The following is a 13,014-nucleotide window of genomic DNA, read 5'->3' as shown; positions in this document are numbered from 1 at the left end:
TCGTATGCTCATGAGATCTGCAAGCATGAGCGCTAAACCAGTGTACAACGCATGCATCCCGTAGAGGACTGGCGCCGTCAGCATAAGCGTGAATTCAAGCGGTTCCGTAATTCCGGTCAGGAAGCTTGTCAGCGAAGCTGTTAGCATAATCGAAGCGATGCGCTTGCGTTCCTGTAATTGAGATGAGCGGACGATTGCAAGTGCGTAAGCCGGCAGTCCAAACATCATAACAGGGAAAAAACCTGCCATAAAGGTTCCCGCCGTAGGATCGCCAGCATGGAATCGCCACAAATCCCCTCGCACTATCGTCCCTGCATCTGTTACATATTCTCCAATTTGAAACCATGCAATATTGTTCAGTATATGATGCAGTCCCGTAGGTATGAGCAATCGGTTCAACAAGCCATACAAGCCCGCTCCCCAGCCTTTCGCGGTCATGATACTGGTACCTGCATCACGAATAGCCTCCTGTATCGCGGGCCAAATAAGACCGGCTCCAACTCCTACAACTACCATAACCAGTGAAGAGATGATCGGGATGAAGCGCTTGCCTCCGAAGAAGCCGATTGCTTCCGGCAGCTGAATGCCTTGATAGCGCTTATACAAGGCTGCCACAATCGCTCCGCACAGCATCCCGCCAAGCACTCCTGTATCAAGGGCAATCCCAGTTTCGAAATGCTTCATGACATTGGTAAATACGAAGTATCCAACAGCAGCGGCCAAGGCGGCAACCCCTTGGCCTGAAGTTAATCCGATCGCTACCCCAACCGCGAAAAATAACGGCATATGATCAAAAAATGGCGTTCCCGCCTAATTTGCATACACTTGCTGCTGTGTCCACCCACGGAATATTGGATTTGATATCTCCAATCCGCACTAATATTGATGCTGCGGGAAGCACTGCAATGGGAATCATCAGCGATCGGCCAACTTGCTGCATATACGTCATCATTTTCATTCGCAACACCGATCCCCTTACCTAGCTGCTAGGATGCTGCCATTATTTAATCGCTCCGGCCATCATGCCGCTTGTAATCTGCTTCTGGAAGATCATATATAAAATCAGCACAGGGATGATTGAGAGCAGCAATCCCGCAAATAACGGCCCCCATTCTGTCCGATACTGCATCTCTGCCTGCATGATTGCAATGCCTACAGGAATTGTATACTTCTCAGGATCGTTCACCAGCACTGTACCAATAATATATTCGTTCCAAATGTTCAACACGTTCATCATGCCTACAGAGATGAGTCCAGGCTTCGCAAGTGGAAGCATAATACGGAAGAAGACCCCATAATACGAGCTTCCATCGATGGAAGCTGCCTCATCCAACTCCTTAGGCATCGAACGGAAAAATCCGACGAGTACAAATACACCAAAAGGCAAATTAGTCACCGTATAAACAAGAATCAGTCCGAGGAGAGAATTATCTAGATGCAGATTGGAAAGTAGAAAAAACAGCGGAATCAATCCAAGAATAAGAGGGATCATCATGCTGGACAAATATAGATTATACAGTGCCATGCTGCCGCGAAACGGAAATCTAGCGATAATATAAGATGTCGTAGAAGAAAGCAGCAAAGCTAACACAGTGCTTACAACCGTAACAATTAACGAGTTCATGAAGTACGTTCCTAGGTGATAGTTGTTCCATACTGTTGTGAAATTAGCCCATTCAAACGGCCACTCCGGCAAGCTCCACGGCGCATTTAGCAGGAACTGCTGATTCGTCTTGAACGAGCCCAGGATGGACCACAGCAGCGGATACATGACGAGTAACGTCCATATCCCTAGTAATGCATACATCAAAGCTCTAACCATCATATGTGAACGCTTACGAGGATATTGCTGCATGGATTCCATAGGCCGCCCTCTCCTTTTCCGGTCGAAATAGTTAAGCCATCTCAATTGCATCTCTGCGCAATAGCCGCTGAAGCGCCAACGTCGTAAAGAGCGACAGAATGAGAATAAGTACGCCTATCGCAGAAGCATAGCCGAAATGGAATTGGCGGAATCCCATCTGATACAAGTACGAGCCCATGACCTGTGTCGCATTATCCGGGCCACCTTCGGTCATCATCCATACGATGACAAATGATCCATTTAACGTCGTCATCACAACCCATAAAATCGATACTTTAATTTGTTCCCATGTAAGCGGCATCGTAATGCGCCAGAACTGCTGCCATTCCTGAGCGCCATCGATGCTGGCTGCCTCATATAAATCCTTCGGAATGTTCAAGATTCCTGCGATAACTAGAATCATAACGAACCCTACACCAGCCCATATTGCTGGAGGAAGCAGCATCCACATCGCAAGATTTGGATCTCCAAGCCATGGCGTCTGAACCTTATCCGCCGTGAACAATGACAAGAACGAATTCAAGAATCCGATGCTTGGGTTGTATATATAATTCCACAACACTCCAATGACAACGACAGACAGAATATTCGGGATAAAGAACACCGAGCGGAAAAACCCGCTCCCACGGAGCCGAAAGCGAGTCATCAGCACCGCGAATAAGACCCCCAGCCCAACAATGCCAACTACTTTCCAGAATACGAAGAAATAGTCATTCAGAATGGCCTTCCCAATAATCGGATCATTCGCTAATTCGCGATAGTTATCAATGCCGATTAGGTTCTTCGTCTCCGATCCTCCCGACCAATCTGTGAAGCTGAAATATAGCCCGTGAAAAATCGGATATATCATAAATAAACAGAAAAATAACAACGTAGGTATGGTAAATACGAACATGAAGATCTGGCGCTTCCGCTTCCATGAAAGGCCGACCCGTCCGCTCACATCTCCCTTAACAGGAGTCTCTTGTGCAGGCACGATCTTGTTCAAGCAGCCCCCTCCTTATCGGTCTCCCCATTCATCAAGCTGTCGATGCAGATCAGGATGCATGCGTCTGCTCACGCATGCATCCCTCGCTTAACTGATGTACTACCTCTCTACTTCCTTGCCTTCGCAGCAGCCTTCTCCATGCGCTCCATCCATTCATCTGGAGTAATGCTGCCCATCATAAGCGCGAGTGTGGAGTCTGATCGCACCTTATCCACATCCGCATTCAATTCAATGTAAGGGGCGACAATGGTATTGTCTGAGCTATAGAATTTCATAGCTGTCTTGGACAGCCCACTCGCATTGGATTTTTCCAAATCCGCCTTCAAGTTGCCCAGTGCGCCTGTCTCTTCCGCCCATGTAATGGCAGATTGCTTCGTGAACAAAAACTCAAGGAATGCTTTAGCGGCTGCTGGATTTTTCGCCTTCTTCGCAATGCCAACCGTAGCCGTAAATGGAATCGCTACAAATTTTCCGCCCGGCTTTTGAGTAATGGATGGAATGAAACCGAATTCAAAACCTTGCGGAACATCTTTCTTCATTTCATTTTCGAGCCAGAGTCCATTTGGGATAAACGCATTTTTATGCTGCAAGAATAGCATTTGCGAGTCGATATGGTTAATTGGGGCTGAAGCAGGGTCAATGAGACCTGCATCACGCATTTGCACCATTTGCTCCAATGCCTTCTTCACAGGCTCGCTCTTGAATACGCCTTCCTTCAAAGCGAACATGTCCAGCAAAATCGAAGTATCGTTGTTGTTGTTCACAACGAATGCGGAATCCATCACACCATTTTGGAAATAGTACGGATACTTACCTGTGAATATAAATGGTGCATTGACCTTGCCGGAGTCCTTGATTTTCTTCGCTTCGCTCATAAAAGTGTCGAAATCCTTCGGTTCCGTCCAGCCATTGTCTGCAAAGAATTTCTTATCGTAGAAAATTCCCCAGGAGCCGAACACGAATGGGATCGTATACGTTTTGCCGCTGTAATCGATTGGCTTCAGCAGCAGCTCCTCTGAAATCTTGTTGCCATCCGCGTTCTTGGCCTCTTTAAAGTAATCGGTCAAATCCATCAGTTGATCATCTTGCACCATTTGGGTTGCATTTGAGCCCGCACCGTCAATGTAGACGAAGTCAGGAGGATTGCCTTGAATCCAGCGCGGCTTCATCTGATCATTGATTTTCGGGCCTGCTGACTCTTTCACATTTACATTTGGGTACTTCTTCTGAAACTCAGCAATAATCTTCTTCCAGCCCTGATCCCCGTATCCGCCTACGAAATACTGAATTTCAAAATCACCGGACACCTCGCCGCCAGATGAATCTGTCTTGCCAGCATCGCTGATGTTGCTCTGTGCTTTCTCCGTTGTCTGCCCACTGCTTCCGCTATTCGATTCTCCATTCTTCTGACTGCCCGAGCTGCAACCTGCTGCTGTCATTAAGACAAGTGCGCTAATGATAAGCAGCAGTAAGGACCTGCCCCACTTGTGATGCATTCCGTTCATGGATATACCCCTCTCCGTCAACATGGATTGAATTCGCGATAACGATGCAACGACAAAAAAGGGCATACGTTAAGAAGGCAGTCACATAGCGACTGAACTTCCATAACGAATGCCCTTGCGGTAACATGTTATGTCCATTCTATTGTACTTGTCGTTTCGCGTTGCATTTTCGCTTCGCTATTGGGATAATATCCCACGATTATGGATTTGTCAATAAGATCTCAGGGATTAGTCCTCGATCGTTGATAAATCACCTGTTGGCAGGTTCAGTTCCCAAGCCTTAAGCACACGCCGCATAATCTTGCCTGAGCGTGTCTTCGGCAATTTGTCCTTGAACTCAATCTCGCGAGGAGACGCATGTGCAGACAATCCTTCCTTAACGAACCGCGCTATATCCGCCTTCAATTCGTCAGACGGCGTATAGCCTTCCCGCAAAGAAATGAAAGCCTTTATAATCTCACCGCGCATTGGATCAGGCTTGCCGATAACACCTGCTTCTGCAACTGCCGGATGCTCTACCAGCTTGCTCTCTACCTCGAAAGGCCCAACGCGCTCACCTGAAGTATTAATGACATCGTCAATACGGCCTTGGAACCAGAAGTAGCCCTCATCATCCATATAGGCAGAATCGCCTGACACATACCAACCAGTCAGACGGAAGTATTCCTCATACTTAGCAGGGTTGTTCCACACCTTGCGCATCATCGAAGGCCACGGCGTACGAATTGCCAAGTTCCCCATCCGGAACGGAGGCAGTACGTTGCCTTGATCATCAATAATTGCGGCTTCTATACCTGGAACAGGGCGGCCCATGGAACCAGGCTTAATGGCCATTGCTGGGTAATTGCAAATCAGCTGCCCGCCTGTCTCTGTCATCCACCAAGTATCATGAATCCGATGATTGTATACTTTCATTCCCCAGCGAACAACTTCTGGATTAAGTGGTTCACCGACGGACAAAACGTGGCGCAAGCTCGATAAATTAAAGTTCGCAATCACGTCATCTCCAGCACCCATCAACATGCGGAATGCAGTCGGAGCGCTGTACCATACCGATACCTTATATTTCTCAATCGTCGCATACCAGTCTTGTGGACTGAAGCGTCCGCCGCGAATAACGTTCGTAGCCCCATGCAGCCATGGTGCGAAAATTCCATACGAAGTCCCCGTTACCCAGCCCGGATCTGCCGTACACCAATATACGTCGTCTTCTTTCAAATCTAGTACAACATTGCCAGTATGATAATGTTGCAACATAGCATTGTGAACATGGAATACACCCTTCGGCTTCCCTGTCGAACCAGATGTATAGTGAATAAGGAGTCCATCCTCGCGCTGCAGCCATTCGATTTCAGCTTCTTCGGAAGCTGTAGACATTTCTGCATGAAAATCCACTATACCTTCTTCTTGTTCTACGCCCTCGCCAACAAGAACGATATTCTTCAATGCTGGCAGCTCGGAGCGAGGAACACGATGAACGAGCGATGGCGTCGTCACGATCGCAACCGCCCCGCTGTCCTCCAGACGATCCCGAACCGCTGTCTCCATAAATGCTTCGAACAGTGGACCTACGACCGCACCGACCTTCAATGCTCCCAGCAAGCTGACGTACAATTCAGGCGTACGCGGCATGAAGATGAAGATCCGATCTCCCTTCTGAATGCCAAGCTTGCGCAGCACGTTCGCGAACTGATTCGTCTTGCGGCTCAAGTCAGCAAATGTATACGACTCATCACGTGCAGCATCGCTGTAATAGAGCGCTACCTTATCACCACGCCCGTTCGCGACATGCCGATCAATCGCTTCATAAGCCATATTCACTTTACCTGTCTCATACCATGAAAATTGCTTCTCTATGTCTTCCCATTTGAAATCGGCCGACCATTGTTCATAGTCACTCATGTTCGGATTGCTTGCTATAGCAGCAATAATTTCTCCCTGCACGTTACCCATATTGTTCCATCCTCCTATTCTTTCTCATTCTTTATTCATGCTTCACTATTCACGCCTAAGCGCAATAAATCGCTTTCATGAAGAACTGTACTAAAGGACGATGATGCAGTTCGTGGTGTCAAGGGAAAAAATCATGAACTTTAAGGCAAAATCATTATAGCATACGTTTTCTTTTTCGCCTATTCTTTTCCTTTTCAAATCAACCTTTTTTTGCTATAACGGAATGGAAGAGACGAAAGGAGCTGCTCGGTGTGGAACATCCGAAGAGATACTACGCTCATGTTATTCCTCATACGGAACGAGAACGAGTTGTCGTCGTCGAAGGCCCCGTACGTTCCGATATTCTTCGCACCTTGACTATGCACACCGATCTGAAGGCATTCCGCAGGCCAGCAGAACAGCAACAAGCACTTATCGAAATTGCGGATTTGCCAGAAGGACGCATTATTATTGCTAGGGAAGGCTCTACCATCGTCGGATATGTCACCTTCCATTACCCCGATGAACTAGAGCGCTGGTCAGACGGAGGAATGGACGATCTCATTGAGCTTGGCGCCATCGAGGTAGCCAAGGATTATCGCTCGCTTGGCCTTGGCAGAAGCATGGTATCGACGGCTTTTGAAGATGAACAGATGGAACGCTATATTGTATTTACGACTGAATATTATTGGCATTGGGATTTAGACGGAACCCGGATGAACGTATGGGACTATCGTAAGATGATGGAGAAATTGATGGAATCCGTAGGCATGATCTGGTATGCGACGGATGATCCTGAAATTTGTTCCCACCCTGCCAACTGCCTTATGGTCCGCATCGGCAAGGACGTCCCGTTAGCGTCAGAGGAGCAATTCGATCGCGTCCGATTCCGTCAGCGGTTCATGTACTAGTATTGTAGAGAGGGATGTTGGACATGTCAGGTAAGGCCCTATACTTCATGCATGAGGAAGCCCTCCGTTATCGATTTAATGCAGATCACCCATTCGATCAGCAGCGGCTTGCCATGACGCATGACCTGCTAGAGTACGCCGAAGCAATAGATGAAGGCGCTGTCATTCGCCTTCAGACGCAAGCCTCTGATACCGAACGCTGGCTGCCCCTCATTCATCGCGCTGACTATATCGACGCAGTGAAGCATCTCAGCGATCCATACCCATTAACCGAATGGGTAGCTCGTGCTGCACAATACGGTCTGCATACCGAGGATACCCCTTACTTCACAGGGATGCATACAGCGGCATGCGCGATAGTTGCCGGCTCCATCGCTGCATGCGAGGCTGTCATGTCTGGAAAATCACAGCATGCCCTGCATTTAGGCGGCGGCCTTCATCATGCGTTCGGCGATAAGGGAGCGGGCTTCTGCGTCTATAATGATGCAGCTGTTGCAATTGCATGGCTGCAGCAAATGTACCAAGCACGTGTACTCTATGTGGATACCGATGTCCATCACGGAGATGGCGTTCAATGGTGCTTCTATACGAACCCGGATGTGTTCACTTATTCCATCCACGAGACAGGGAAGTTTCTGTTCCCTGGCACTGGATTCGTTCATGAACGTGGCGGCGGCGAAGGGTTCGGCGCGTGTGTCAATGTTCCGCTGGAGCCGTATACGGAGGATGAATCTTGGCTGGAATGCTTCACAGAAACCGTGCAAAGTGCGGCCGCGGCATTCAAGCCAGACATTATTATCAGCCAGCATGGCTGTGATGCTCATGCACTCGATCCATTATCACATATGCATTGCAGTACCCGTATCTACAGTGAAATGCCGCGTATCATTCATCGGCTTGCTCATCAATACTGCGATGGCAAGTGGGTTGCCGTTGGCGGCGGCGGCTATGACATCTGGCGTGTCGTACCGCGAGCTTGGAGCATGCTGTGGCTGGAGATGAGTGAGCATCCACTGGCTCATTCGTTACAGAACCACCTCCAGCAGCCATTGCCGCAGCAGTGGTTATCGAAGTGGTCGATGCAATCGCCTGTGCCTCTCCCACATACTTGGCACGATGATGCCACAGAGTGGGCGCCAATGCCAAGGCGCAGCGATTATCGAAGATCGTAATGCACGTGCTAAGGAGCTCGCACTTGAATATATCCGATAGAACGAGCAACGGCGCAAGCAAGTCCGATGTATGGGACTGCTTGCGCCGCTCTATTTATCTGTTGGATGCTATGATTTCGCAATTAGACCGTGAGTCCTTGCAGCATGCTGTCTACAATTTGATGGGAGCGATGCGACGCTTCCACCGTGAATTCAGCAAAGTTCACATGAGCAGAGCCGTCTGCCTTATCCGACATTGAGCGGATAACGACGAACGGAATCTCATTAATGAAGCATGCTTGCGCTACAGCAGCACCCTCCATCTCTGTGCAAGCAGATCCAGCGAACGTCTCATGCAGTTGACGCACTTTGTCCCGATCTGCAACAAATTGATCGCCTGAGAGCACGACACCTTTGCGATAACGGCCTGGAACAAGCTGTTCACACGCGCGTTCTGCCAGTTCAATAAGACCCGTATCCGCCATAAACTGCGAAGTCTCTTGAAACGGAATGATCCCTGGAGCAAAGCCTAACGCTGTGACATCCATATCGTGATGCATACACGATGTCGAGATGACAATATCACCAATGTTCAGCTCTGGATGAACCGCACCTGCTACACCCGTGAATATCACCTTCGATACATGGAAGCGGTCAATGAGCACCTGCGTGGTGACAGCAGCGTTCACCTTGCCGACTCCAGACTTGCAGATCACGATATGTTTGCCGTGAAGCGAGCCTTTATAATAACGCAATCCCGCTACATCTACTTGCTCTACAGGCTGAGCTGCCTGAAGCAGCAATTCGATTTCCTCATCCATCGCCCCAATTATACCAATAACCGCTTCATGCGCATTTGTCATCGAGACCTACCTCCTTATGTATATCATCTTCATAATCATACAAAAGACCCCAATACATGGGGCCTTACGTATATACCAACACCATATTTCTATTGATTCACATGCACCAACCGATAACCCTATACTTCACTTACAGACAAACGAAGTATTGTCTCATGCGGCAAAATAACACGTGAATGTTCTACATTTTCCTTCTTCATCAGCTTCGTCAGCAAGCGCATTGCAACCGCACCAATGTCATACATTGGCTGAGCTACTGTTGTCAATTGCGGACGAACCATAGACGCCATACGGATATTATCAACACTGATGACAGAGAAGTCATCTGGCACCTTCAAGCCAGCATCTTGAATGCAGTGGATTGCACCGATAGCCATCTCATCCGTTGCGGCAAAGATTGCCGTCGGACGCTTCTTCAAGCCCAGGAAGTACTTCATCGCCTCTACGCCGGACTCATAGCGGTAGTTACCGATTCGAACCAAGTCCTCCTTGTATTCGATGCCCGCGCCTTCCAATGCACGCTTATATCCTTGGAAACGAGCAAAGCCGTTCGCAGGATCTTGAAGCGTACCGCTGATCATCGCAATATCGCGATGTCCATGGCGAATAAGCGTATTTACGGCATCAAATGCTGCTGCCTCGTGATCGATATCAACCGATGGGATAATGCCATGCTCATCTGTAGTTGCACAGAGAACAATCGGCACCGAAGCGGTACGGAATGCTTGGACATGATCCTCCGTAACAACTCCGCCCATGAACAACAGTCCGTCAACCTGCTTCTCCAGCAGCGTATTAATAACCCGAATTTCTTTCTCCTTCTTCTTGTCCGCATTGCACAGAATGATATTGTAATGATACATATTGGCAATATCCTCAATACCGCGCGCTACTTCGGCAAAGATAGAATTCGAAATATCAGGAATGACAACCCCAACGGTTGTCGTCTTCTTACTCGCAAGTCCGCGTGCAACCGCATTCGGGCGATAACCTAAACGTTCAATCGCTTCGTATACCTTTTTACGCGTTTGCGGCTTCACGTTCGGGTTATTATTGACAACCCGGGAAACGGTGGCCATCGAGACGCCCGCTTCTCTTGCTACATCATAAATAGTTACCGTCACGATCCTTCTCTCCAATTAACGATAAATTTGTTGCGACCATTGATATTATGTTAATGATACGCTATTTTCAGAAAATTCGCAATGTCACGAGCAAATCCGCTACCGCTTGCCATTATTTACCGTTTATTGCCCTAGGACGCTCTCCAGCTTGTCGTATCGTATCGCATGATGCGATTCATTCCATGCTGGCTCCCCATCCCGCAATACGATGACCTGAGGGGATTCATGCTTAATGCCGAGCATATCCGTACACGCGAGCGAGACATCACGATTTTCCACAACCAGTATTCGGCCTATAGCAATCCCTTGCGGCTCGAAATCCTCAGCTACCTTCACCATCTCTTCATCCGCATGTGCGCTGATTGGACAGCGTGTGCTATGCTTGAATAGAACAACTGTCTGCTCCTTCGACCGTTCAATTAGTGATTCCAATGCTTCCATCGTCGTTACTGCTTCCATCGTAGTGCCTCCTATGCTTCGATATATATTGCTGTCATGTATGAGAAGATCATTCATATTCAAAGCAATGATCTATGAAAATGCGCTTTAACTTATTTTAACCCGATATGACTCAAAACTAAAACCGGAAATCTGCTTTAATCTACATTGCAGCTCATCCATCCATAACTTGTCATTGCATGTTCGAGCAAATAAATACAAGTCAAGCAATTGATTGACACGCTCTGCAATGCGGCATTCCAATCGAGACAGCATATCATCGCTTTCTTCTTCATCCAGCAAGGATACGATGACACTGGCCAACTCATTCTGCTCATCAAAGGACACATGCAGAGGAGCTTTCCCAAGTGCAAGTGGGTTCTCAGCAATCATATCCATGCGGCTGTGTATGAGAGCGGCTACATCTTTTTGACAAAAGTAAGCAGTTCCGAACGCCCACAACTCACACAAGTCACCACCGGAACGCGGTGGATATGAATTGTACGCGCATGTACAACGGTACGAACGGTAATATCCATGTAATGATCACAAATGCATCTTGTATACATATCATTCACCCCTGAACATACAAGGTAGTCTTACCATATCTCTAGATGAACCTTATGACTTCTTGCTGCAAATTTGTGCAGATTTCTGTATTTCGATTTTGGGTTATCCTATATATTCGACTACGCTCCACAATCTCCTTCCATGCTTGGATATGTATTTTTTTACACTTTTAACAGCGGATCGATTGTCGTTTTTCTTTTTTTCAATGAGGAATATCACGTTGCCAAGGCAAATCGTACATGCCCATGTATGCTTTTTGCAGGCAATATGGTTAAATAATAGATAGACAATACGCGTCATCCTGTTGTCTATGATCGTAGGTCATAACGGCAAAAGAGACAATGGACATTGTATGGGAAAAATCCCAATTCCCTGAGAGAACTGCAAGAAATAGGAGAGGCTCCGTGAAAAGCTCTGCTATAACCATACGAAGGAGGGACAACATTCATGCGTTTAAGTGGCAAGCGAATTGTTGCATTTGTAGATGAAGAATTTGAAGATTTAGAATTGTGGTATCCGGTACACCGTGTGCGCGAAGAAGGCGCTGAAGTGCATCTGGTAGGTCTAGAGCGCGGCAAGACCTACATTGGCAAATATGGTGTTCCTGCAACCTCAGACTATGCTTATGCAGATATTGATACAACTCAATATGATGGCGTACTTGTCCCTGGCGGATGGGCACCGGATAAGATCCGTCGCTACGCTGACGCCCTTCGCATAGTGAAGGAAATGGATGAAGCCGGCAAACCTGTAGGACAAATCTGTCACGCTGGCTGGGTGCTTATCTCTGCAAAAATCTTGAACGGCCGCACAGTGACATCAACACCGGGAATTCGCGACGACATGGAAAATGCAGGCGCTACATGGCTTGACGAAGAAGTTGTCGTAGACGGCAACCTCGTATCAGCACGAAGACCGCCTGACTTGCCTGCCTACGGCAAAGCTTTCTGCGACAAGCTTGCAGAGAAGTAAATGGATATCCCGCTTCATGCGAAAAAGGCATGCCTTAGTTTCGGTACTAAGGCATGCCTTTTTGTATATGGTATTTCTCCTTGAAAGGATCTCCTATTAACGCTGTTCAAGCACCATCTCAATCTCTTCTTTCGTTCCGGACTCGAACACACTATCTGCAATACGCTTGCACTGCTCCACCGTCGAACGGCGAACTGCCGCCTTCACACGTGGAATGGAGCGTGAGGACATACTTAGTTTATTCACGCCAAGTGCAAGCCAAATCGGAACCGCCCGCGGATCCCCTGCCATTTCACCGCATACACCGACCATAATGCCTGCCTGCTTCGCCGCCTGAACCGTATACCGAATCAAACGCAGCACCGCTGGATGGAAAGGATCATACATATGCGCAATCTGCTCGTTCATCCGATCCACGGCTAGTGTATACTGAACCAAGTCATTCGTTCCGATACTGAAGAAGTCAACTTCCTTCGCCAGCTGATCGGCAATCATCGCAGCGGCAGGAACCTCAATCATAATGCCTACCGGCAGCTCTTCATTGAATGGAAGTCCTTCTTCCGCAGCTCTGCCTTGGCCTGTTCCAATATGGACTTAGCCGCTTGCACCTCATTCACCGATGTAATCATCGGGAACATAACCATGATCGGGCCATGTGCGCTTGCCCGCAAGATCGCCCGCAGCTGCGTCTTGAAC

At 48.0% G+C, this 13,014-nt stretch carries 12 protein-coding genes and 2 pseudogenes; 3 read left to right on the top strand and 11 right to left on the bottom strand.

Translation table 11 applies throughout. From position 1 onward, the window contains the following. The 6 genes from AZ66_RS20770 to acsA form a co-directional block, all read right to left on the bottom strand. A partial coding sequence (locus AZ66_RS20770) for a PTS transporter subunit EIIC (RefSeq protein ID WP_231586972.1) occupies positions 1-786 on the bottom strand: 786 nt, incomplete at its 3' end. A 4-nt stretch (positions 787-790) separates the two neighbouring features. Beyond that, complete coding sequence (locus AZ66_RS32895) at positions 791-958, bottom strand: hypothetical protein (protein WP_231586971.1); 168 nt, start codon at positions 956-958, stop codon at positions 791-793. A 42-nt stretch (positions 959-1,000) separates the two neighbouring features. Further along, positions 1,001-1,855, bottom strand: coding sequence for an ABC transporter permease subunit (locus AZ66_RS20765; protein ID WP_044356586.1), 855 nt, complete (start codon positions 1,853-1,855; stop codon positions 1,001-1,003). A 40-nt stretch (positions 1,856-1,895) separates the two neighbouring features. Further along, positions 1,896-2,852, bottom strand: a complete 957-nt coding sequence (locus AZ66_RS20760) for a carbohydrate ABC transporter permease (RefSeq protein WP_052648715.1) — start codon at positions 2,850-2,852, stop codon at positions 1,896-1,898. Between the two features lie 107 nt (positions 2,853-2,959). After that, a complete protein-coding gene (locus AZ66_RS20755; protein WP_082061670.1) occupies positions 2,960-4,357 on the bottom strand; it encodes an extracellular solute-binding protein in 1,398 nt (465 codons plus the stop codon). A 228-nt stretch (positions 4,358-4,585) separates the two neighbouring features. Beyond that, positions 4,586-6,310, bottom strand: coding sequence for an acetate--CoA ligase (gene acsA, locus AZ66_RS20750; protein ID WP_044356583.1), 1,725 nt, complete (start codon positions 6,308-6,310; stop codon positions 4,586-4,588). Between the two features lie 251 nt (positions 6,311-6,561). Between acsA and AZ66_RS20745 the strand changes: the two genes are divergently transcribed. Together AZ66_RS20745 and AZ66_RS20740 are read left to right on the top strand one after the other, a co-directional pair. Beyond that, a complete protein-coding gene (locus AZ66_RS20745) occupies positions 6,562-7,200 on the top strand; it encodes a GNAT family N-acetyltransferase (protein ID WP_021262588.1) in 639 nt (212 codons plus the stop codon). Between the two features lie 23 nt (positions 7,201-7,223). After that, positions 7,224-8,412, top strand: a pseudogene (locus tag AZ66_RS20740) (acetoin utilization protein AcuC). 82 nt (positions 8,413-8,494) lie between these two features. Here AZ66_RS20740 and AZ66_RS20735 read toward each other — a convergent pair. The 4 genes from AZ66_RS20735 to AZ66_RS30820 form a co-directional block, all read right to left on the bottom strand. Continuing rightward, the gene (locus AZ66_RS20735) at positions 8,495-9,214 is read right to left on the bottom strand and encodes a 5'-methylthioadenosine/adenosylhomocysteine nucleosidase (RefSeq protein ID WP_044356581.1); all 720 of its coding nucleotides are present in this window, start codon (positions 9,212-9,214) and stop codon (positions 8,495-8,497) included. A 119-nt stretch (positions 9,215-9,333) separates the two neighbouring features. Beyond that, a complete protein-coding gene (gene ccpA / locus AZ66_RS20730; RefSeq protein WP_021256693.1) occupies positions 9,334-10,338 on the bottom strand; it encodes a catabolite control protein A in 1,005 nt (334 codons plus the stop codon). A gap of 123 nt (positions 10,339-10,461) precedes the next feature. Next, positions 10,462-10,797, bottom strand: coding sequence for a bacillithiol system redox-active protein YtxJ (gene ytxJ / locus AZ66_RS20725; RefSeq protein ID WP_044356580.1), 336 nt, complete (start codon positions 10,795-10,797; stop codon positions 10,462-10,464). 87 nt (positions 10,798-10,884) lie between these two features. Then, positions 10,885-11,247 carry a hypothetical protein gene (locus AZ66_RS30820; protein WP_231586970.1) on the bottom strand — a complete coding sequence of 121 codons (363 nt, stop codon included), beginning with the start codon at positions 11,245-11,247 and terminating at the stop codon, positions 10,885-10,887. A gap of 546 nt (positions 11,248-11,793) precedes the next feature. Here AZ66_RS30820 and AZ66_RS20715 point away from each other — a divergent pair. Next, positions 11,794-12,318 (top strand): type 1 glutamine amidotransferase domain-containing protein, encoded by a 525-nt coding sequence (locus tag AZ66_RS20715; RefSeq protein ID WP_021262594.1) that lies wholly within the window; start codon positions 11,794-11,796, stop codon positions 12,316-12,318. A 96-nt stretch (positions 12,319-12,414) separates the two neighbouring features. Here AZ66_RS20715 and AZ66_RS20710 read toward each other — a convergent pair. Then, positions 12,415-13,014, bottom strand: a pseudogene (locus AZ66_RS20710) (putative PEP-binding protein); the annotation flags it as partial.

The sequence above is a fragment of the Paenibacillus sp. E194 genome, assembly GCF_000935845.1.
GTDB classification, from domain to species: domain Bacteria; phylum Bacillota; class Bacilli; order Paenibacillales; family Paenibacillaceae; genus Paenibacillus_B; species Paenibacillus_B alvei_B.
This window is presented reverse-complemented; position numbering and strand designations above follow the sequence as displayed.